At 75.5% G+C, this 20,834-nt stretch carries 21 protein-coding genes; 10 read left to right on the top strand and 11 right to left on the bottom strand.

The annotated features are described in order from the left end of the window. Nucleotides 1-66: 66 nt before the first annotated feature. The 8 genes from ACZ6ZN_RS17350 to ACZ6ZN_RS17315 all read right to left on the bottom strand — a co-directional run bounded on the left by ACZ6ZN_RS17350 (nt 67) and on the right by ACZ6ZN_RS17315 (nt 8,650). Nucleotides 67-1,344: a glycosyltransferase gene (locus ACZ6ZN_RS17350; RefSeq protein WP_469647038.1), complete on the bottom strand. Its 1,278-nt coding sequence runs from the start codon at nt 1,342-1,344 to the stop codon at nt 67-69. Next, nucleotides 1,341-2,306, bottom strand: a complete 966-nt coding sequence (locus ACZ6ZN_RS17345; RefSeq protein ID WP_469647036.1) for a glycosyltransferase — start codon at nt 2,304-2,306, stop codon at nt 1,341-1,343. Before ACZ6ZN_RS17345 ends, ACZ6ZN_RS17350 begins: the two co-directional genes overlap by 4 nt. Then, complete coding sequence (locus tag ACZ6ZN_RS17340) at nt 2,303-3,376, bottom strand: glycosyltransferase family 9 protein (protein ID WP_469647033.1); 1,074 nt, start codon at nt 3,374-3,376, stop codon at nt 2,303-2,305. Before ACZ6ZN_RS17340 ends, ACZ6ZN_RS17345 begins: the two co-directional genes overlap by 4 nt. Next, on the bottom strand, nt 3,373-4,029 hold the full coding sequence (locus ACZ6ZN_RS17335; protein ID WP_469647031.1) for a D-glycero-alpha-D-manno-heptose-1,7-bisphosphate 7-phosphatase: 657 nt from the start codon (nt 4,027-4,029) through the stop codon (nt 3,373-3,375). Before ACZ6ZN_RS17335 ends, ACZ6ZN_RS17340 begins: the two co-directional genes overlap by 4 nt. Continuing rightward, entirely contained in the window at nt 4,026-5,099 is a 1,074-nt protein-coding gene (locus tag ACZ6ZN_RS17330; protein WP_469647028.1) for a glycosyltransferase family 2 protein, read from the bottom strand. Before ACZ6ZN_RS17330 ends, ACZ6ZN_RS17335 begins: the two co-directional genes overlap by 4 nt. Continuing rightward, a complete protein-coding gene (locus ACZ6ZN_RS17325) occupies nt 5,096-6,772 on the bottom strand; it encodes a carbamoyltransferase family protein (RefSeq protein ID WP_469647026.1) in 1,677 nt (558 codons plus the stop codon). The genes ACZ6ZN_RS17330 and ACZ6ZN_RS17325 overlap by 4 nt, the downstream gene beginning before the upstream one ends. A 77-nt stretch (nt 6,773-6,849) precedes the next feature. Beyond that, nucleotides 6,850-7,815 carry an NAD-dependent epimerase/dehydratase family protein gene (locus ACZ6ZN_RS17320; protein ID WP_398108190.1) on the bottom strand — a complete coding sequence of 322 codons (966 nt, stop codon included), beginning with the start codon at nt 7,813-7,815 and terminating at the stop codon, nt 6,850-6,852. A gap of 307 nt (nt 7,816-8,122) precedes the next feature. Next, on the bottom strand, nt 8,123-8,650 hold the full coding sequence (locus ACZ6ZN_RS17315; protein WP_469647024.1) for a hypothetical protein: 528 nt from the start codon (nt 8,648-8,650) through the stop codon (nt 8,123-8,125). Nucleotides 8,651-8,848: 198 nt separating this feature from the next. Between ACZ6ZN_RS17315 and ACZ6ZN_RS17310 the strand changes: the two genes are divergently transcribed. After that, complete coding sequence (locus ACZ6ZN_RS17310; RefSeq protein ID WP_469647021.1) at nt 8,849-9,517, top strand: hypothetical protein; 669 nt, start codon at nt 8,849-8,851, stop codon at nt 9,515-9,517. 49 nt (nt 9,518-9,566) lie between these two features. Here the strand turns inward: ACZ6ZN_RS17310 and ACZ6ZN_RS17305 are convergent, their stop codons facing one another. Further along, nucleotides 9,567-9,890, bottom strand: coding sequence for a hypothetical protein (locus tag ACZ6ZN_RS17305; RefSeq protein WP_398108193.1), 324 nt, complete (start codon nt 9,888-9,890; stop codon nt 9,567-9,569). Nucleotides 9,891-10,744: 854 nt separating this feature from the next. On the opposite strand from ACZ6ZN_RS17305, the gene ACZ6ZN_RS17300 reads away from it, so the two are divergent. Next, on the top strand, nt 10,745-11,599 hold the full coding sequence (locus tag ACZ6ZN_RS17300; RefSeq protein WP_469647018.1) for a fructosamine kinase family protein: 855 nt from the start codon (nt 10,745-10,747) through the stop codon (nt 11,597-11,599). A gap of 4 nt (nt 11,600-11,603) precedes the next feature. Here the strand turns inward: ACZ6ZN_RS17300 and ACZ6ZN_RS17295 are convergent, their stop codons facing one another. Beyond that, nucleotides 11,604-13,262, bottom strand: a complete 1,659-nt coding sequence (locus ACZ6ZN_RS17295; RefSeq protein WP_469647016.1) for a catalase — start codon at nt 13,260-13,262, stop codon at nt 11,604-11,606. Nucleotides 13,263-13,427: 165 nt separating this feature from the next. Here ACZ6ZN_RS17295 and ACZ6ZN_RS17290 point away from each other — a divergent pair, with 165 nt between their 5' ends. Both ACZ6ZN_RS17290 and ACZ6ZN_RS17285 read left to right on the top strand, forming a co-directional pair. Continuing rightward, nucleotides 13,428-14,042, top strand: coding sequence for an AAA family ATPase (locus tag ACZ6ZN_RS17290; RefSeq protein ID WP_469647014.1), 615 nt, complete (start codon nt 13,428-13,430; stop codon nt 14,040-14,042). 85 nt (nt 14,043-14,127) lie between these two features. Next, on the top strand, nt 14,128-14,628 hold the full coding sequence (locus tag ACZ6ZN_RS17285) for a hypothetical protein (protein WP_469647013.1): 501 nt from the start codon (nt 14,128-14,130) through the stop codon (nt 14,626-14,628). Between the two features lie 67 nt (nt 14,629-14,695). On the opposite strand, the gene ACZ6ZN_RS17280 is transcribed toward ACZ6ZN_RS17285, so the two are convergent. Then, nucleotides 14,696-14,932 carry a hypothetical protein gene (locus tag ACZ6ZN_RS17280; RefSeq protein WP_333930269.1) on the bottom strand — a complete coding sequence of 79 codons (237 nt, stop codon included), beginning with the start codon at nt 14,930-14,932 and terminating at the stop codon, nt 14,696-14,698. Nucleotides 14,933-15,270: 338 nt separating this feature from the next. Between ACZ6ZN_RS17280 and ACZ6ZN_RS17275 the strand changes: the two genes are divergently transcribed. The 6 genes from ACZ6ZN_RS17275 to ACZ6ZN_RS17250 are packed head-to-tail and all read left to right on the top strand — an operon-like array spanning nt 15,271 to nt 20,829. Then, nucleotides 15,271-16,992 (top strand): ATP-binding protein, encoded by a 1,722-nt coding sequence (locus ACZ6ZN_RS17275; protein WP_469647009.1) that lies wholly within the window; start codon nt 15,271-15,273, stop codon nt 16,990-16,992. Beyond that, nucleotides 16,989-17,411 carry a roadblock/LC7 domain-containing protein gene (locus ACZ6ZN_RS17270; RefSeq protein WP_469647006.1) on the top strand — a complete coding sequence of 141 codons (423 nt, stop codon included), beginning with the start codon at nt 16,989-16,991 and terminating at the stop codon, nt 17,409-17,411. Before ACZ6ZN_RS17275 ends, ACZ6ZN_RS17270 begins: the two co-directional genes overlap by 4 nt. Further along, nucleotides 17,408-17,770: a DUF742 domain-containing protein gene (locus ACZ6ZN_RS17265; RefSeq protein WP_398108200.1), complete on the top strand. Its 363-nt coding sequence runs from the start codon at nt 17,408-17,410 to the stop codon at nt 17,768-17,770. Before ACZ6ZN_RS17270 ends, ACZ6ZN_RS17265 begins: the two co-directional genes overlap by 4 nt. Beyond that, entirely contained in the window at nt 17,742-18,368 is a 627-nt protein-coding gene (locus tag ACZ6ZN_RS17260) for a GTP-binding protein (RefSeq protein WP_398108201.1), read from the top strand. The genes ACZ6ZN_RS17265 and ACZ6ZN_RS17260 overlap by 29 nt, the downstream gene beginning before the upstream one ends. Next, nucleotides 18,365-19,606 carry a cytochrome P450 family protein gene (locus ACZ6ZN_RS17255; RefSeq protein WP_469647002.1) on the top strand — a complete coding sequence of 414 codons (1,242 nt, stop codon included), beginning with the start codon at nt 18,365-18,367 and terminating at the stop codon, nt 19,604-19,606. The genes ACZ6ZN_RS17260 and ACZ6ZN_RS17255 overlap by 4 nt, the downstream gene beginning before the upstream one ends. Further along, nucleotides 19,603-20,829 carry a cytochrome P450 family protein gene (locus ACZ6ZN_RS17250; protein WP_469646999.1) on the top strand — a complete coding sequence of 409 codons (1,227 nt, stop codon included), beginning with the start codon at nt 19,603-19,605 and terminating at the stop codon, nt 20,827-20,829. The genes ACZ6ZN_RS17255 and ACZ6ZN_RS17250 overlap by 4 nt, the downstream gene beginning before the upstream one ends. Nucleotides 20,830-20,834: the final 5 nt, after the last annotated feature.

The raw sequence follows: 20,834 nt of genomic DNA, 5'->3' as shown, positions 1-20,834 counted from the left end.
CGCACCGCCGTGCGGGGACGGCGGGGACCCACACCTCCTTCGGGCGGTAGGCGGGACGGGCGGGGGTCAGCCGGCGCCGGTGGCGGCGGACTCGGTGTCGAGGACCGCGCAGTAGGCGGCCTCCGTCGCCGCGGCGACCCGGCTCCAGCCGAACCGGCTCAGGACCCGGCGGCGGCCGGCCGCGCCGCAGGCGGCTCGGGCCGCGGGGTCGGCGAGCAGTCCGGCGACGGCGCGGGCCAAGGCCTGGGGGTCGCCGGGCGGCACCAGCCGGCCGGTGGCGGGGTCGGCGACGGTGTCGAGCTGCCCGCCGACCGCGCTGGCCACCACGGGCACGCCGCAGGCCATGGCCTCCAGCGGGACGATGCCGAACGGCTCGTAGTCGGCGGGGCACACCACCACGTCGGCCGAACGCAGCAACGCCGGAACGTCCTGGCCGGCGACGCCTCCGGCGAAGCGGACCCGGTCGGCGACCCCCGCGTCCCGGGCGATGCCGCGCAGCCGCCGCACCTCCGGGTCGTCGTCGAGCCGGTCCGCCGGCGGTCCGCCGATGACGACCAGTTCGGTCTCGGGGAGCCGGGCGAGGGCGGTGACGGTCACCGAGGCGCCCTTGCGGGGCACCAGCCGGCCCAGTTGCAGCAGCCGGTACGGGTGGGGTCCGCGGGGTGCGGCGGGCCCCTCGGGGGTGAACCGTTCGGTGTCGACGCCGCACGGCACGACGGTGACCTTCTGCGGCGGAACGCCCATGCGGGCCAGCTCGTGCACCTCGTCGCGGCAGGTGGCGACGACCCGGTCGCAGCCGAGCCCGATCTCGATCTCGCCCGGGATGCGCTCGGGCGGACTGGTGTCGGCCAGCCGCTGGTGCCGTCGCTTCACCGTGCCGAGCGCGTGGTAGGTGTGCAGCAGCGGCAGCCCGTGCTCGCGGGCGGCCTGCATCGCGGCGAGGCCGGACATCCAGTAGTGCGAGTGCACCACGTCGGGGGCGCGGGTGCGCCAGCTGCGGGCGAGGTAGCGGCCGAAGGCGTCCATGTGCGGCAGGAGTTCGTCCTTGGGCAGGGCCTCGGCGGGCCCGGCGGGCACGTGGTGCACCTCCACGCCCTCGCACAGCCGCACCCGGGCGGGCAGGTCGGGCGCGTCGCGGCGGGTGTAGACGGTGACGAGGTGGCCGCGGTCGGCGAGGGCGGCCGCGAGGCTGGCCACGTGGACGTTCTGGCCTCCGGCGTCGACCCCACCGAGCGTGGCGAGGGGGCTGGCGTGCTCGGAGACCAGGGCGATCGCGAGGGCGCCCGGGTCGAGTCCGTCCCCGCCGAGGGGCCCGGCGGGGAAGGCGCTGAGGGACGGGGTCATGAGCACACCTCCGTGATCAGTCGCTCCCAGTCGGCCAGGAAGCGCTTGAGCCCGTAGCGTTCGAGGGCCGCCTGGCGGGCGCGGGCCCCGTCCGCCGCCGCGGCCTCGGGCTCGTGCAGGTAGTGGCGGGCGGCCCGGGCCAGGGCCTCGGGCCGGGTGGACAGGGCTCCCGCTCCGGGCGGGACGGCCTCCACCGCCTCGGTGGTGGCGAGCGCGAGGACGGGCATGCCCAGGTGCATGGCCTCCAGCAGCGACAGCCCCAGGGAGGTCCAGCGCACCGGGTGCAGGTACATGCGGCGTTCGGCCATGGCCGCGTGCAGCTCGCTCTGGGGCAGGTCGGCGGCGCCGCACCGGTCGGGCGGCAGGCCGAGGTGGGCGGCCAGGTCCGCGGTGCCCATGCCGAACACGTCGACCGGCACCGCCTCGGCCAGTCCGGGCAGCAGGTCGGTGCCGGTGTGGCGGCCGCGCCGCACGGGTTCGTTGACGACGACGGCGGCGCGGGCGAGCCGGCCGGTGTAGCGGTGGCCGGGGTCGACGATGCCGTGCTCGATCACCTCGGTGCGGGTGCCGCCGCAGTCCCAGAACAGCCGGTTGAAGTGGGTGACGTGCACGAGCGTCAGGTCGGTGCGGTCGGCGCACGGGTGGCGGGTGTCGGGCACGTCGCCGTCGGGCGCGTTGTGCTCCAGGTACACGGCGGGCACGTCTCGGCCGGGGCGGCGGCCACCGAGCCAGCGTTCGGCCAGCTCGCTCTCGTGCGGGCGTTGCAGCAGCACGAGGTCGACCGGTGTGTCGCGGAGCTGCTCGGGGGTGACCTCGCGCACCGACGCGGGCCAGGCGAAGGTGCGGGCCCGCCCGAGACCGTCCGGGTCGCGGCCCGGGGTGACGGGGACGAGGTAGGTGTGCGGGCCCTGGACGAACGCGGTGGTCCAGGAACCGTGCACGTGCCACAGCAGGATGTTCATACGGTCGCTCCTCGCTCCGTCTGTTCTCCCTGGCCGGCGGGGTGGTCGGTGAGGGCCGCGACGGCCGCGAGCACCTCGGCGTCGCCGATGGCGTCCAGGCAGGGGTGTCCGGGCACGGGGCAGTGCCGTGCCCGGGTGTCCGCACACGGGGCCCGCCGGTCGCCCAGCAGGATGTGCGGCACGCCATAGGGGGCCCACCGTTCGGCCGGCACGACCGGCGCGAAGAGGCTGACCACGGGCGTGCCGACGGCCGCGGCGAGGTGGGCCGGGCCGGTGTTGCCGGCCACGACCGCCCGCGCGCCGGCCAGCACCCCGGCGAGCTCCGGCAGATCGGTGGCGCCGCCGAGGTCGAGGGCGTGCCGGCCCGCGACCCGTGCGGTCAGCCCGCTCTCGGCGCGTCCGCCGGTGACGACGACCCGGTGCCCGGCGGCGGACAGCGCGGCCACGGCCTGGGCGGCCCGTCCGGGCGTCCAGGCGCGGGCGGGGACGGCGGCGCCCGGGTGGACGACGACGTACGGCTCGGGTCCGGTGAGGTGGGTGGTGCGCGGTGGCGGTGTCACCGCGAGGGCGCCGTCGTCGCCGTCGGGCAGCGCGAAACCGGCGGCGTGCGCCAGGTCGAGGGCGGCGAGCACCTCGTGGCGGTGAGGCCGCCTGCGGTGCCTGAGGTCGAGCAGGGCCCCGGGGTAGTCCTCGCTGTCCGCGCCGGTCCAGCCGATGCCGGCCAGCTTCAGCAGCAGGGCGGCGGGCAGGGGGCTCTGGTGGTAGGACACGAGCACCAAGGCCCGGTCGAAGCGGCCGGCGGTGAGCGCGCGCATCAGTTCGCGGGTCGCCGCCCGGCTGACCGGCGCCGGTTCCAGCCCGACCCAGGGGGCGTCGTGCACCAGCACGTCGTCCACGCCGGGCAGCATCCGCGCGGCCGCCGCGCCCTGGGGTCCGCACAGCAGCGCGGTGTGGGACGACCCGGCGGCGACGGCGCGCACGGCGGGGCCGGCCAGCAGCACGTCCCCGGCGCTGTCCAGGCGCACGACGAGGGTGCGGGGGCGGCGGTCGCGCGACGGCAGGGGGGTCATCGCGCCTCCTCGGCCGGCCGGCCCGCGCGGTGGTCCGCCGCTCGGTGCAGGGGGCCGTCCGGGTCGAGCACGAGGCGCACCGCCGTCGGCAGGTCCGGGGCGGTGTGGTCGGCGTCCTCGACCTCCGCGGCCCGGGTGACGGGCGTGGGGACCAGGACCCCGTGGGCGCCCGCAGCCCGCGCGGCCCGTACGTCGGCACCGATGTCGCCGACGACGACCGTGCGCCGCGGGGGGACGCCGAGGTGGCGGCACGCGGCGACGACGAGGCCCGGGGCCGGCTTGCGGCAGCCGCAGCCCTCCCCCGGTCCGTGCGGGCACACGGCCCAGACGGCGAACGGCCCGAGCAACTGGTCCACGCGCAGGCGGACGTCCTCCACCTGGCGGCGGGTCAGCAGCCCCCGGGCCACGCCCGACTGGTTGGTGACGACACCGACGGGCACCCCGGCGGCGCGCAGGGCGTCCACCGCCTCGCGCGCTCCGGGCATGGGCGTGACGCGGGCCGGGTCGCCGTTGTAGGGGATGTCGGCGACGAGTGTGCCGTCGCGGTCGAAGAGGACGGCCGCCGGGAGCGGGTGGCCCGGGCCGCGCGGGGGCCGCCGCACGGGGGGTTCGTGCGGCGCGGTGAGCAGCCAGGGGCCGTCGGCGGGAGTCACGACCGCTGCCGTTCCCTGGCCGGGGGGCGGGAGGGGGGCGCGGGCTCCCCGGCGCCGGGCGGGACGAGCGGACCGGCGTTGCGGTGCTCGATCCGGCCGCGCAGCCAGTGCCAGGTCGCGGCGGGCGGCACGAGGGCACTGGTCGCGGCCATGGTGAGCACCTCGTCGCGGGTGGCCGGGCCGGGCAGGATCCGGGCGAGCGCGAACTCCGTGGTGCCCGCGAGCCATGCCCCGGCGCACACCGCGGCCGCGCGGTGCCGGCCCAGCAGGGTGCAGCCGAGTGCGGTCACGGCGGCCCCCGTCACCGCCAGGTGCAGCGGCAGCCGTCCGCGGGGTGCTCCGGCCCGGCGCCACCAGTGGCGGCCGTGCAGCCGGGTCATCAGCACGTCGTCGGCGTTGCCGGCCTGGAGGCGGACAGAGATCCAGCGCCCGGCCGGCCGCACCGGGTGGGTGGTGGCGCGCCGGCCGGTGGTGAGGGTCCAGCCCGCGTCCAGGACGCGCAGGGCCAGGTCGGCGTCCTCGCGGAAGGCGCGCCGGAAGCGTTCGTCGAAACCGCCGACGGCCACCAGCGCGGCCCGGCGATACGCCATGTCGGCGGTGATCCAGCGGGCCCCGGCGAGTCCGGCGGTGTTGCGTTCCCAGTCGGTGGGGCGGCGGTCGGGCGGCAGGGGCACCTCGATGCGGGCGGTGATCGCGGCGGTCCGCCCGGTGGCGGCCGCGAGGTCCAGGGTGAGGTCGTCGCCCCAGGTGGGGCCGGGGACGACGTCGTCGTCGAGGAACACGATCCAGGGCACGTCGCCCGCCGCGCGCCAGCCGAGGTTGCGTGCGGCCGCGGGTCCGCGCGCCCCGCCGGGCACGACGATCGTGCGTGCGCGCAGGGCGGGCGGAACGTCGGCGGTGAGGGGCACCCGGGACGCGTCGGGCCGGTCGTCGACGAGGACGACCCGTACCGGGCCCGGTCCCGTCGCCTCGGCGAGAGCGTGCAGGCACTTGCCCAGGCTGGGCCGCCCGAGGGTGGGGATCACGACGGCGTAGGCGGCGTCCCGGGCCGGTGCGCCGAAGTCGGTCATCGCGGGCCTCCGGCGTCGTCGCTGCGGGAGTCGGTGCGGAAGAGGTCGCCGCGCCGGATCGCGTACGGGCCGATGGCCAGCAGGTCCACGGGCGAGGAGCCGAAGCACTCCAGGGCGTCGCGCGGGTCGTCGACCATGGGCCGGCCGGCGGTGTTCAGGCTGGTGTTGACGACGACGGGCAGTCCGGTGAGCCGCTCGAACTCCTCGAGCATGCGGGCGACCAGCGGTTCGCGGTGGCGGTCGACGGTCTGGATGCGGGCCGTTCCGTCGACGTGCACCACGGCGGGGATGCGGTCCCGCCAGGCGGGGTCCACGTCGTGCACGAACAGCATGTACGGGCTGGGCAGCGGGCCGTCGAAGATGCCGGCGGCCCGGTCGGCCAGCACCATCGGCGCGACGGGCCGGAACTGCTCGCGTCCCTTGACGTCGTTGAGCCGCTCCAGGTTCCCGGCGTGCCCCGGGTGGGCCAGCAGGGAGCGGTGGCCGAGGGCGCGCGGGCCGTACTCGGAGCGGCCCTGGAACCAGGCGACGATCCCGTTGTCGGCGAGGGCCCGGGCGACGGTGGCGGCGATGTCCGCGGGGCGTTCGAAGGGGACGGCCGCGGTCTTCAGCCAGGCGCCGAGTTCCGCGTCGGACCAGTCGCGGCCGAGGTCGGCGCCGGCCATGGCCTCCGGCATGTCCCCCTCGCGCGCGGACAGCAGCAGGGCGCCGCCCAGGGCGGTGCCCGCGTCACCGGCGGCGGGTTGCACCCACACGCGGGAGAACGGCCCCTCGCGGGCGATCCGGGAGTTGGCGACGCAGTTCAGGGCGACACCGCCGGCCAGGGTGAGCACCCGGTCGTGGGTCCGGCCGTGCAGCCAGCGCACCAGGTCGAGCAGGGTCTCCTCCAGGACGGCCTGGGCGCCGGCGGCGACGTCGGCGTGGTCCTGGGTCCACGGCTCGTCGGCCCCGCGGGGGGCGCACAGCTCGTGCCAGGGCACGCCCGCGGCGTGGAAACCGCCGTCGCCGGTCGGGTACACGTGGCGGCGCAGCTCGGCGAGCATGCGCGGTCTGCCGTGCGAGGCCAGGGCCATCACCTTGAACTCGTCGGAGGAGCGCAGGAATCCGAGGTGCTCGGTGAGTTCCTCGTAGACCAGGCCGAGCGAGTGCGGCAGGTCCTGCGCGTACAGGGCTTCGAGCCGGTCGCCCACGCGGCGCGCGGCCAGGTGGGAGGCGCGCTCGCCGCGGCCGTCGAGGACCAGCACGGAGGAGTCGCCGGCGTCGGGGGCGGCGAAGGCGCCCGAGGCGGCGTGGGCCATGTGGTGCGGCACGAAGCGGACCCGGCCGGCGTCGAGGCCGGGCAGCGCGGTGCTCAGGAAGGCCGGTGCCTCGCGGGCGTAGGTCAGCCGCAGGTGGTCCCAGGGGTCGTCCAGGCCCATGTCGGCGGCCGGCCGGGCCAGTTCGGGGTCGAAGGAGTAGGCGACGGCGTCGAGGTCCTGCGGCCGCAGCCCGGCCCGCTTCAGGCACCAGGCGGCGGCCTGCTCGGGCAGTTCCCACGCGGAGAACGGCAGGGGCCGCTTGCCGTGCTTGCGCCGGGAGAACCGCTCCTCCTCCGCGGCGGCGAGGGTCCGCCCGTCGATCACCAGGGCGGCGGCGGGGTCGTGGAAGAGGGCGTTGATTCCGAGGATGCGCATGACGGGCGGGCCTTTCGGCGGTCGGGACGGATCCGGACGCGGCGGGGCGGCGGGGGGGGGGGCCGCCCCGGGCGGGCTCAGGCGTCCGCTTCGTGCTCGCGGAACCAGGCGATGGTGCGCCGCAGTCCTTCCTCGGCGCGCACCTGCGGCTCCCAGCCCAGCTTGTCGCGGGCCAGGGTGATGTCCGGGCAGCGCACGGCCGGGTCGTCCACCGGGCGTTCGATGTAGCGGATCTCCGAGGGGGACGCGGCGAGTTCGACGACCAGGCGTGCGAGGTCGAGCATGGTGATCTCGCCGGGGTTGCCGATGTTGACCGGGCCGCGCATGCCGTGGGCGGCCGCGGCGAGGATGCCGCGCACGGTGTCGTCGACGAAGCACAGCGACCGGGTCTGCCGGCCGTCGCCGGTCACGGTGAGGGGCTCGCCGGCCAGGGCCTGCCGGACGAACGTCGGCACGGCGCGGCCGTCGTGGCCGCGCATGCGGGGGCCGTAGGTGTTGAACAGCCGCACGATGCAGGTGTCGGTGCCGTGGGTCTCGGCGTGGGCGGTGGTCAGCGCCTCGCCGAAGCGTTTGGCCTCGTCGTAGACACTGCGCGGGCCGACGGGGTTGACGTTGCCCCAGTAGCGCTCGTCCTGCGGGTTCTGCTGCGGGTCGCCGTACACCTCGGAGGTCGAGGCGAGGACGAAGCGGGCCTCGCAGGAGTGCGCGAGCTCCAGGGCGTTGCGGGTGCCGAGACTGCCCGTCTCCATGGTGTGCAGCGGCAGCCGCAGGTAGTCCGCAGGGGACGCCGGGGAGGCGAAGTGCAGGACGAGGTCCGGCGGGCGCTTGACGCGCAGCCCCTCGGCGACGTTCGCCTGCACCAGCGTGAAGCCGGGCCGGTCGAGCAGCGCCGTGATGTTCTCGGGACGGCCGGTGCTGAAGTCGTCCACGCAGGTGACCTCGGCGCCCGCGTCCAGCAGGGCGGCGCACAGGTGGGAGCCGACGAACCCGGCACCGCCGGTCACGACGGCGTGTCTCCAGTTCCGTGAGAAGGCGGTGGTCATGGGTCGGTTCCCTCCGTCAGCGGCGGCACTGCCCGGCGCGACCTCGCGCCCGGGGCCATGGGGTCCGGGGCCGTCGAGCCTGTGACCAGCGTCCGTCGGAGGTCGGCGTCCGGCACGGTCGCTTACGGCGAACCGGTGAATCACGCGGAGTGAGGAGGGGGGGCCGTCCGGGCGTCGGTGCAGGTCACGCGGGGTGGCCGGACGCGCGCGGCGGTCCAGTGGGGAGCACCGGCCCGAACGCGCGGGGCGGTGCGGGCATCGGGCGGGCGGGCTGACGGGCTGGCGGGCCGGCGAGCTGCCGGGCGGCTCAGCCGATCAGGGTGCGGCCCGGGGCGAGACGGTCGGCCAGCTGCGCCTGGTGCAGTGCGGCCACGGGTGCGACCAGGTCGGGGTGGCGCAGCAGCGCGGCGGCGCCGAGGTCGCCGTCGTCGGGGGCGACGAGCCGCCGGAACGCGGCCGGTGAACCGTCGGCGTGCATGCCGCCGGCGAGGGCGGCGACCGCCCGGCCCGCCAGCTCCGGGTCGGCGAGCAGGCAGGCCGCCCAGCTGGCGACGACCTCGTCCACCCAGGTCCGCCAGGCGTGCGCGTCCTCGTCGTCGTCGAGGACCGCGTGCGCACCGGTCACCCGGTCCAGCCGGGCCGAGCCGCCGGGGCCGGCGATGCCGAGGAGGGCGACGTCCATCTCGGTGGGGTATCTCAGCCACGCCGCGACCGTGACGGCCTGGCGGGCCTGCGCCTCGCACAGGGCGGAGGCCAGCGCGCCGCCGGAGGCGGGGAAGGCGCGGTGCAGCCACTGCGCGGTCGCCGCTATGACGGGGGAGAGATCTGCGTGCACGGCGGCCGTCCGAACGAAGGGGGCGGGAACTGGACGTAGACGGTAGCCGCCGCCTCCGGTGCCGGGACGTGATGCGGGCCTCCTCCGCGGTGTGGCCTCGGCCACAGCACGGGGGCCGTGCCCGGCCGGTGCAGGGGGACGCCGCCGTCCGGCCGCACGGTCCGTTTCGCCGGGGCGGGGCCCGGGCACCCGGCCGCCGTGTTGAGCGACGAAACCGCGGGCCGCGCCCGGCCGTCGACGCGCCTGCTGCGTTTCGACGGCTGGATCGCGGGGGTCGGCACGGCGTCGGGGGCGCGTGCGGTGCTCGGCCATTGGGCGGACTCGCCGTTCGGGCCGTTCAGCGACGTGATGTTCGAGGGGGCCGACGGACGGCGGCTGCTGCTGGCGCCCACGCGGGACACGGCGGACTTCATCGCCGGCCTGTACGTCTTCGACGAGGTGCGCGTGGTGCCGGTGGACGTCGGCGTCACCGGCCGGCGGCACTGGTCCGTGACCGCCCCGCCGCTCACCCTGCGGTTCGGCACCGGCCGCCGGGGCCTGCCGGGCCTCGCGCTGCGTGCGGTGCCGCCCGCTCTCGCCACCCGGCGGGGGTGGATCGCCCTGTGGGACCGGCCCGCCCGCCTGCTGCTGGGGGCGGGCACCCACGGCAGCGTCCGGCCCGGACGGCACCAGTGGTACGGCGCCCGGGACCTGCACCGCATCACCTCGGCGAGCGCCGACTACGACGGAGCGGACCTCGGCCCGCTCGCCCCGGTGGAGCCTCCCGTACGGTTCGGCCCGGGCTCGACGCCCCGGGGACCCTGCCTGGTCCGGGTCACCACCCAGGTGGCCGTAGCGGACGACGGCACGCGAGCAGAGGCCGCGTGAGACACCGCCGCCGACCGGCCGCCCTGCTCAGGCGGGGCGCCGCGTCCTCTCACCAGTAGCGGCTGCTCAGGGCGGGCTGGTGCGCCAGGTCCACGGCGTCGCGCAGCCGCAGGGCGACGCTGATGGTGGCGCGCAGCGCGGAGGACGGGACGCTCTGGGCCGTCTCGGTGGCCAGCACCAGCAGGCAGGCCGCCGCCTGCTCGACCACCGAGAGAGGCAGGATGAAGTCGCTGTCGGCCGCCGCGCGGAACGCCTTCAGCGGGACCCCGGCCCCGTCGATGGTCCGCTGCGCGGCCTGCTCCAGGTACTGGGCGGCCTGTTCGCACACCGGGGCGGGCAGGGCGATGGTGCGCTGGAACGGTGAACTCGTCATGAGCCACTGCTCCCCCGGCGCCGCCCGGCTCTGTCGGCACGCGGCGGCTTTTCACCGTCCCGCGTGACGACGCGTGGCGAATGTCCCCGCGCCGCGCGACACCGCCAAGTCGAGTACCGCGGCGGGCCGGTGGGACGGCCCCGTCCCGGTGGCCATGACCGGCCGGGTGTGCAGGGCCGGGCTGCCGGATCCCGCGGCGGGGCAGGGCCCGCAGACCGGGGCGGGCCCGCAAGCCGGGACGACAGCGGAGGCCGGGGCGGCGCCGGGGGCCGGGGCGGGCCCTCAGCGCGGGGGCGACGCCGGAGCCCGCGGCAGGGCCGCGGACCGAGGCGTGTCCGGAGGCGGGGCAGGGCCGCGGGCCAGGGCGACTCCGAGGGCCGGGGCGGCGCTGGGGGCCGCGGCCCTCGGCGGCAGAAAGGCTCGGCGGTGCGAGACACAGTGGCGCTGGAGGCGCGGCGGGGGCCCGAAGCGGGCAGAGCCGCAGAGCGGGGCGACGACGAGCGCCGGGGCGAGCCCGCAAGCCCCGGCGACAGCGGAGGCCGGGACGAGCCCGCAAACCGGGGCGACGCCGGAGCCCGCGGCGCGGACCGGAGGCGGGGCAGGCCCGCAGACGGGGTGGCGCCGGGGCCGCGACGGTGCCGGGGCGCGGTGTGCCGGAGGCCGGGACGGGCCGCAGGTCGGGCGGCGCCGGGGCCGCCTCGGTGCCGGGGCGCGGTGATGCCGGAACTGCGGTGGTACGGGAAGCACTGGTGCCGGAGGCGCGCGGTGCTGCCGGAAGGGTCGCCGTGGTGGCGAGGGCCGTACGCTGGGGGGGGCGATCTTGCACCGCGTCGCGAGCAGCGGGAGGAGCGCGGATGACCGCCCGGACGGACGTCGTGGCCCGGCTCACCGGCCGGGCCGTGCGCGCGTGGCGGCCGATGCCGGGGGAGCTCACCGAGGCCACCCTCGACGACGGGCGGGTGGTGGTCGTGAAGCGGGCGCCGGGCCCCGGCGCGGCACGGGCCGAGGCGGCGGGGCTGCGCTGGCTCGCCGACGCGGGGGGCGTGCGCGTACCGGTGGTGCACGGCCAGGAGGGCGACCGGCTGGTCGTCGACCGGGTCGCCGAGGGCCCGCCGAGCCGGGAGGCGGCCGAGCGCTTCGGGCGCGGGCTGGCCCGACTGCACGCCGCCGGGGCGCCGGCGTTCGGTGCCCCGCCGCCGGGCGGTCCCGCGGAGGCGTTCATCGGGCTCGCCCCGATGCGCAACGAGCCGGATGACGACTGGCCCCGCTGGTACGCCGGGCAGCGCGTGCTCCCGTACCTGCGCCGGGCCGTCGACGAGGGCAGCGTCCGGCCCGGGGAGGCGGCCGTCGTGGAGCGGGTGTGCGAGCGGCTTCCCGCGCTGGCGGGCCCCGCCGAGCCGCCCGCGCGGCTGCACGGCGACCTGTGGAACGGCAACGTGCTGTGGGGGGCCGACGGGCACGTCCGGCTGATCGACCCGGCCGCGCACGGCGGGCACCGCGAGACCGATCTGGCGATGCTGCGCCTGTTCGGCTGCCCGTACCTGGACGCGGTGGTGGCCGGTTACCAGCAGGTGGCGCCGCTCGCTGACGGCTGGGCCGCACGCGTCGGCGTGCACCAGCTGTTCCCGCTGCTGGTGCACGCCGTGCTGTTCGGCCGGGGCTACGCGGAGCAGGCCCTGTCCGCGGCCCGTGCGGCCCTGTCGGGCTGACGCGTCACCGCGTCACGACATGCCGCTCGTCCGGGACGCAGTGGGTCATCGTGAGCCCCTCGACGTCCCGCGGCTTGTTCTTGCCGAGGTTGGACAGGCGCTCGCGGTCCTCGTCGGTCAGGTCCTGGCTCGCCAGCGGCTCCAGGCCCGCCACGTCCTCGGGGCCGATGCCCAGTCCCTCGCCGACCCGCAGACCGAGGTCGTTCTCGACCAGCAGGAAGTGCCAGACCATGCGCTCCTGCACCGCCCGGTCGCACTGCGACAGCAGGTCGACGAAGTTCTTCACCAGGTCGTCGCGCTCCCAGTCCTCCAGGAGCAGATAGCGCTGACCGGCCTGCAGGTAGTCGTTGGTGCGCGGGATGCGCTTGCGGGTCAGCCGGCCGACGATCTCGGGGCCCTGCTCGTCGTGGGTCGGGTACTGCGCCTCGCGCAGGCCGCCGGTGATCGAGGGCTCGTAGTTGACGTGCGGGTTCTCGCCGCCGCCGTCCTGGTGGTACGCCATCTGCCCGTCGCGCTGGTTGGTGCGCACCTCGGCGTTCTTGGCCTGGTTGACGGGCAGCTGGAGGTAGTTCGGCCCGACCCGGTAGCGCTGGGTGTCGCTGTAGGAGAAGGTCCGGCCGACGAGCATCTTGTCGTCGGAGAAGTCCAGCCCGTCGACGAGGACGCCGGTGCCGAAGGAGATCTGCTCGTTCTCGGCGAAGAAGTCCTTCGGCATGCGGTCGAGCACCATCCGGCCGACCGGCTTCGGCGGGAAGTCCTGCTCGGGCCAGGTCTTGGTGTCGTCCAGCGGGTCGAAGTCGAGCTCGGGGTGGTCGTGGTCGTCCATCATCTGGACGAGCAGCTCCCACTCGGGGTAGTCACCGCGCTCGACCGCCTCGTACAGGTCCTTGGTGGCGTGGCCGAGGGAGCCGGCCTGGACGTTGGCCGCGTCCTCCTCGGTCATGCTGCGCACGCCCTGCTTGGGCATCCAGTGGTACTTGACGAGCTTGGTCTGGCCCTCGGCGTTGACCCACTTGTAGGTGTTGACGCCGAAGCCCTGCATGTGCCGGTAGTCGGCCGGGATGCCGCGCGGGCTGAAGAGGTTGACCAGCATGTGCATGGACTCGGGCGTCTGCGACATGAAGTCGAAGATGCGCCGGGGCTGCTGCTCGAAGGTCACCGGGTCCGGCTTGAGGGCGTGGATGACGTCCGGGAACTTGATGGCGTCGCGGATGAAGAAGACGCCGAGGTTGTTGCCGACCAGGTCCCAGTTGCCGTCCTCGGTGTAGAACTTCACCGCGAAGCCGCGCGGGTCGCGCGCCGCCTCGGAGGAGTCCCGCCCGCCGATGACGGTGGAGAAGCGGACGGCGAGGTCCGTGCGCTTGCCCTGCTCCTGGAAGAGCTTGGCGCGCGTGTAGCGGGAGATCGGCTCGTCGCCCCACTTCCCGTACGCCTCGAAGTAGCCGTAGGCGGTCACGCCGCGCGCATGGACGACCCGCTCGGGGATGCGTTCGCGGTCGAAGTGGCTGATCTTCTCGAGGAACTGGTAGTTCTCCAGCGTGGCCGGGCCGCGGGCGCCGACGGTGCGCTGGTTCTGGTTGTCGTAGACCGGATGGCCCTGCCGGTTGGTCAGTACCTTGCGGTCGTCGCCCGGTGCGGGGCCGGTCCCGGATACGTCCGTCATGTGCGTGGGCTCCTTCGGCTGGAGACCGGGGCGGCCGGGTCGTGCCCGGGGGCGGCCGCCGCCGATCATGGCGGGACGGGCCGGGTACCCGCCCCCCGCGGGTCACTCACGTCCTCTTTTCGGGTGAACCGACCAGATCCGGACTTCGACAGGAGGGGCCCCGGTATGCGGAACGTCCACTGGATCGGCGGCGGGAGCGGTGCGGGCAAGTCCACGATCGCCCGCCGGCTCGCCGCCCGCCACGGCTGGCACCACTACTCCACCGACGACGTGATGACCGACCACGCCCGCCGCAGCACGGCCGAGCAGGCTCCCCTGCTGCACCGGTTCATGGCCATGGACATGGACGAACGGTGGGTGAACCGTTCCCCGCGGACCATGCTGGAGACGTTCCACTGGTTCCGGGGCGAGGCCTTCGGTCTCATCGTGGAGGACCTGCTGCGCATGCCCCGGGACAGGGGCGTGATCGTCGAGGGCTTCCGGCTGCTGCCCCACCTGGTGCAGCCGCTGCTTCCCGGGCCCGGCCACGCGGTCTGGCTGCTGCCCACGCCGGCGTTGCGCCGTACGGTGTTCCGCGGCCGGGCCGCCCGCGGCGGCGATTTCATGGAGCGGACCGGGGATCCGGAACGGGCCAGGCGCAACGTCGCCGTGCGGGACGCGCTGTTCACGGGCCGGCTGCGTGAGGAGACCGCGCGTCTGGGGCTGCCCGCCCTCACCGTCGGTCTCACGTCGACGGAGGGCGAACTCGCCGGGCGGGTGAGCCGGGTGTTCGGGCTGTGAGTCCGTACAACCTTCGGCCGGTGGGCGGTGTCTTTCTCACCGAACGACCACCACATCCGTCCTGACGCGTTCCACGGGGGAACACATGAGCTCGGACCGTACTCGTCTGCGCCGCGGCACGGCCGTCGGCCTCACCGTCCTGATGGCGGCCGCTCTCGGTGCCGCCGGGGCCGGTGCCTCCACCGCCGGCACCGCCGCCCCGCAGAAGCAGCAGAAGCAGAAGCACTCGACACAGCAGGTCCAGCAGGCACAGCAGAAGCGGCAGATCGCCTCGTCCGTCATCGGGTCCGACTACAAGATCACACTGACCGCGCTGCGCTCGACGCAGGACGCGTACGCCGCCTCGGTGCGGCTGCAGGTCTACACGCAGTCCGGGGGCACCTGGAAGGAGTCGGACCGCGTCACCGTCGGCGAGACCGACGGCTGGTTCTGGTACCCGCTGACGGGCAAGGGCGCCGTGTGCGCGTTCTCGACCGCGGGGACCGAGCCGGCGCCGCTGACGGTCAGCCTGCTGCTGACCCCGTCCCTCGGTTGCTCCGAGCCCGCGCACTACCTCGTGGAGGACGGCCGGGTCTCCGTGGAGTGAGCACGCCCCCGCACAGGGGAAGGCCCGGACCCCCGAAAGGTCCGGGCCTTCTCATGCGCGTCGCGGCTCAGCCCTCGGCCAGGCGGCTGCGCAGCAGCTGCTTGCCCAGCTCGGCACCCTTGCGGCTGTCCGCCTGCGCCTTGCGGAACAGATCCGCGACCTCGGTGTCCTTGGCGCGCTCCGCGTCCTGGATGTAGCTCTCCAGCCGCAGGGCGTTGCTCAGGCACGCCTCGACGTACCAGATCAGGTTGTAGTCCTTGTCCTGCGTACCGGTCGCGCCGCCGGTCTCCGACTCGCTGGTCATACGGACCTCCTTCTCCGTGGAGCGGACCTCTTCTGGGCCGACCGGGTACCCGGCCACCGGGAGTGCACACGGCCCGCAGCCCCGTCTCGGGGGCATGTTCCGGTCATCGTCCCTCGGGCCGCCCGCGACCGCGAGCAGACCGGCACGGAACACCAACTCCCCTCTCCAGTACGGCAATTGCGACGTTGGCCGCAGAAGCACCCAGTCGTCGATCACTTTCGGAACGAAGTGGGACTCCACCGTGCGAGATCAGTCGATGACGGTGTGTACTGTGCTGCGGACGGTTCGCCCGAGCACCACCGACCCCGCCCTGACCGACCTCCCCTGGACTCACCTTCATGATCGACATACCGGACCTGGCCGTGGGCGGTCTCGCCCTCGGAACGCTGTCCGCGTTCGCTCTGGGCGGCGGTCTGCTGCGCTCCCGGCGGCACGTGGCCGCACTGCGGGCGACGACGGCCTCCCTGCGCGCCCGACTGGACGGCACCGCACGGATGTTCACGGCGGAGGTGGAGCACCTCGCGGAGCGACGCGTGCCCGCCGCGGCCCGGCGCACGGCACATCCGCACGTCGCCGTCCCCGGCCCGCTGAACGCGCAGTTGGCGGGTTCACCCCTCGAAGCAGCCCTGCAACGGGTGCTGGAGGCGCTGCACGCCGAGCTGGCCGCCCAGCGCACCAGGGTCGACGCCGCCGCGCAGGCGGGGATGCGCGGGGCCACCCGGGAGATCCAGGCGGCGCTGTACCGCCTGCAAGACGCCCTGCGCTCCCTGCAACAGCGCTACGACGATCCCGAGCTGGCGCAGACCCTGTTCGCCCTGGACCACGAGAACGAGCAGTCCCTGCGGCGCGCGCAGGTCGCCGCGGTGGTCTGCGGGGCGTGGGTGGGTCTGGCCCGGCAGGAGTCCCACCTGGTCGACGCGGTGACGGGGGGTCAGGCGCGGCTCGTGGGATACGAACGCGTCCGGGTGCACAACCACCTGGAGGCCGGCACCGCCCTGGTGTCCCACGCCGTGGAGCCGGTCGCCATCATCGTGGCCGAACTCCTCGACAACGCGCTGCGGCACTCCGCGCCCGACACCGACGTGGTGGTCAACCTGGAGGCCGTCCACCACGGCGTCTGCGTGACGGTGGACGACTCCGGTCTGGGCATGACCCTGGACGAACGGGCCCGCGCCCAGCGGATGGTCGCCGGTGGCGAGCCGATCCTGCTCACGGACCTGGGCGATCCGCCCCGGATGGGACTCGCGGCCGTCGGGCAGCTCACCCGGCAGTTCGACCTGAGCGTCGACCTGAGCTCGCCCTCGCCGTACGGCGGGGTGCGCGCGGTGCTGCGGGTGGGCAGTCACCTGCTGACCCGGATCGATCCCGAGGAGCAGCCCCCGGCGGCCAGCGCCCCGCGACCGACCCGCAAGGCGGCACCCGGGGCCGCGCGGGGCGGTTCCGGTTCGCCCGCCGGTGAGGAGGCCGGCGCCGGGCCGGCTCCCGCTCCCGGCGACGACGGGCCCGCGGCCGCCGACCACGACGCTCCGGCCGCCGACCAGGACGCTTCGGCCACCGGCCACGACGCTCCGGCCACCGGCCACGAGCCCACGGCCGACGGCCGCGGGGCCGCCGACCGCCACCACGGCCCGGCGGGGACCGCCGTCGCCCCCGCGGCCGCCGACCACGCCTACGGCACCGCGCCGGACGACGGCACCGCCGCCCCGGCCCCGGGCCACCACGGCCCCCGGGACAGCGGCGGCCTGCCCCAGCGGCGCCGCCGCACCCGGGCGGCGGACGCGCCCGCCGCGTCCGCCCCGGACACGCCCCGGCGGCGCGGCCCCGAGGAGTCCGCGGCGGCCCTCGCCGCCCTCCAGTCCGGCACGGCGGCCGCACGTTCCGCCGGCGGATCGAACACCGGCGCCACCGGGCCCGTACCCGAGGACGCGCCGCCCGCGACCACGGCCGACCGGGCGTCCGGCGACACCGGCAGCGACACCTGCCGCACCGACACCGACACCGACACCGACACCGACACCGACGGCAACGACCACGACCACGAAGGGGGAACCGCGCGATGACCAGCCGCGCCACGGGGGACACGGCATGGGTGCTCGAACCGGTCCTGGAGGTGCCGCACGTCGTGGCGGCCGTCCTGCTCACCCGGGACGGACTGGTGACGGGCTGGACCGACGCCCTGTCGCAGCCGTCGGCCGAGCGGGTGGCCGCCATCACCAGCACCGTGCAGGGTGCCTGCCGCACCGCGGCGGCGGCCTTCGCGGACGCCGACCGGGCCGACGTCCGCCAGGTCGTCGTCGAGTCCGACCACGGATACGTGCTGATCGTGCCCACGGACCACGGCACCTGTGTGGCGGCCTACGGCGACCCGGACGTGCGCCTCGACCTGCTCGCCCATCGGGTGCACTCCCAGGTGGCGCGGCTGGGCCGGAAGGCCATGGCCGCCGGGCCCCGAGGCGCCGACGGCGGCACACCGGCATGACCGGCCGCCGAGGCGGCCGTCCCCTGGTTCCCGCGTACCTGTCCACCGGTGGGGTGGCCCGGCCCAGCCGTGACCATCTGGAGCGGCTGTCGGTCCTCACCGGCCGCGGCCTGCCGGCGCCCGCCGGTCTGCCCGCCGCGCAGGTGGCCCTGCTCGAGGAGCTTCAGGGCGGGTCCCTCACGGTGCTGGAGGCCGCGGCGCTGCTGCGGCTGCCGGTCTCCGCGGTGCTGGTGCTGGCCGCCGGGCTGCTCGACCGCGACCTGGTGCTGGCCCGCCCGCCGATCCCGCCCGCCCGCCGCTTCGACCCCGACCTGCTGAAGAGAGTGGCCGATGGCCTCCGCGACCTCAAACACCCTTGACGCCCGCAGCGGCGGCGTGGACATCCACCTGCCCGACACCGCCCGCGACCTGGTGAAGATCCTGGTCACCGGCCCCTTCGGGGTGGGCAAGACGACCTTGATCGGCTCGGTGTCGGAGATCCGGCCGCTGCACACCGAGGAACAGCTCACCGAGGCGTCCGTCCAGGTGGACGATCTCGCCGGGGTGCGGGACAAGTCGACCACCACGGTCGCCATCGACTTCGGCCGGATCAGCCTGCCGGGCGGCATCGTGCTGTACCTGTTCGGCACACCGGGCCAGGAGCGGTTCCGGACCCTGTGGGACGACATCGCCCACGGCGCGCTGGGTGCGCTCGTGCTGGTCGACTCCCGCCGGATCGACGCCTCGTTCGACGTGCTCGGGCTGGTGGAGGAGTCGGGGCTGCCGTACGCGGTCGCCCTCAACACCTTCCCGGACGCGCCCCGGCACCACACGCCCGCACAACTGCGCGCGGCCCTGGACCTGGAACCCACGACCCCCATGGTGACCTGCGACGCGCGGGAGGCGAACTCCTCGATCGACGCCCTGCTCACTCTGGTGCAGCACCTGATCGACCACCACCCCCCGGAGCCCCGGTGACCCACCCCTCCCCCGCCGAGCAGGCCTTCACCCTCGCGGCACCCGTCCGCCTGTGGGAGGACGGCTTCGCCCGCGACCCCTCCTCGTACTACGCCGCCCTGCGTGCCCAGGGCCCGGTCGGCCGGGCGGAACTCGCGCCCGGCGTGCCGGCCTACGTCGTCACGGAGCGGCGGGCGGCGCTGGAGCTGCTGCACGACACGGACACGTTCTCGCACGACCCGCGGCCGTGGGAGGCGACCGTCCCGGACGACTCCCCGATCCTGGGGATGATGCGCTGGCGGCCCAACACCCTGTTCGCCGACGGCGCGGCCCACGTCCGGTACCGCACCGCGCTGCTCGATGCCTTCGACCTGGTCGAGCCGCACGACCTGCGCGAGCGCGTGCACCGGGCGGTGCACGTGCTGGTGAGCCGGTTCGGGCCGCGCGGACGGGCCGATCTGGTGGGCGAGTTCACCCGACCGCTGATGGCGCTGGTGTTCAACAGCCTGTTCGGGCTGCCGGACAGCGCGAGCGACCGACTCGACGCCGCCCTGGGCAAGATGATGGAGGGGGGCGCCCAGGCGGCCGAGGGCGAGGCCGAGTTCGGCGGCTACGTGCTGGAGCTGATCGCCGCCCGGACCCGGCAGCGCGGCGAGGACCTGCCGAGCCGGCTGCTGGACCACCCGGCGGGCCTGACGCCCGAGGAGGTCACCTGGCAGGTGTTCCTCACCCTCGGCGCGGGCCACGAGCCGACGGCGAACCTGGTGTCGAACGCCCTGTCCCGGATCCTCGGCAACCCGGCCTACTACTCGACCCTGACCAGCGGCGCCCGCCCGGTGACCGACGCGGTGCTCCAGGTGCTGCACCACGAGACCCCGCTCGCCAACTACGGGATCCACTACGCCCGTACGCCCGTCACGTTCCACGGCGCGCGGATCAGGGCGGCGGTGCCGGTGGTGATCTCCTACGGGGCGCTGGCGGAGGAAGCCGAGCGCCGGCCCGACGGCACGCGGCGCCACCCGTCCGACGCCTCGCACCTGTCCTGGTCGGCGGGCCCGCACGCCTGCCCGGTCAAGCAGCACACCCTGCTCATCGCCACCGAGGCGATCGAGCGACTCACGCAGTGGCTGCCCGACCTCGAACCCGTGCTGCCGCGCGAGCGCCTGACCTGGCGGCCCGGCCCCTTCCACCGCTCGCTGACGGAACTGCCCGTCCGTTTCACCCCCCGCAGCCCCGACCAGCCAGGAGGACGCCCGTGACCGTCACCGACCGCATCGCCCTCGATCCGTCCGGCGCCGACATCGCCGCCGAGAGCGCCCGGTTGCGCGACCTCGGCGCGGTCGTCCCCGTGGAGCTGCCCGGCGGCATCCCCGCCTGGGCGCCCACGCGCCACGACACGCTGAAGGAGCTCATCCTCGACCCGCGGGTCAGCAAGGACCCGCGGCAGCACTGGCGGTTGTGGCCCGAGCTCGGTGAACACCCCTCCTGGGGCTGGATCCTGGGCTGGGTCGGGGTGGTGAACATGCTCTCCACCTACGGTCCGGACCACACGCGGCTGCGCAAGCTGGTCGCGCCCAGCTTCACGCACCGCCGCACCGAGGCGATGCGGCCCCGCGTGGAGGCCATCACGGCGGAGTTGCTGGACGCGCTGGACGCGGCCGGCGGCGGGACCGTCGATCTGAAGGAGGGGTTCGCGCATCCGCTGCCCATGCGGATGATCTGCGAACTGTTCGGTGTCCCGGACGAGTTGCGCGCGGACACCGGGCGGCTGATCGCGGCCATCATGGACACCAGCGACCCGAGTCCGGAGCACGCGGCCCACGTCCAGCGGCAGATCGGCACGGTGCTGCCCGCTTTGATCGCCCACAAGGCGGCGCACCCGGGCGACGACATGACCACCGAACTGATCCGGGTCCGCGACGAGGACGGCGACCGGCTGAGCGACGAGGAACTGCTGTACACGCTCCTGCTGGTGATCGGCGCCGGCTACGAGACCACGGTCAACCTCATCGGCAACGCCGCCGTGGCCCTGCTGCGCGATCCGCGGCAGCTCGACGCCGTGCGGGCCGGGCGGATCGGCTGGGACGCCGTCGTCGAGGAGACGCTGCGGGCGCACCCGTCGATCGCCTCGCTGCCGCTGCGGTTCGCCGTGAGCGACCTGTCGGTCGGGGGCGTCACGATCCCCGCCGGCGACGCCATCATCACCACCTACGCCGCGGCCGGACTCGACCCCGAGCACTACGGGCCGGACGCCCACGTCTTCGACGCCACGCGCGCCGCCGACGACCACCTGTCGTTCGGGATCGGGGTGCACCGCTGCATCGGAGCCCCGCTGGCCCGGATGGAGGCGCTGACCGCGCTGCCCGCCCTGTTCGACCGCTTCCCCGGCCTGCGGCTCGCGGCGGGTGACGAGGAGCTGCGGCAGGTGCCGTCGTTCATCGCCTTCGGCTGGCAGGAGATCCCGGTGCGGCTGCGGGACTGAGGATC

Source organism: Streptomyces sp. NPDC053665, from assembly GCF_055585285.1.
Note: the sequence above shows the minus strand (reverse complement) of the source record. Positions and strands in the feature narration are given on the sequence as shown.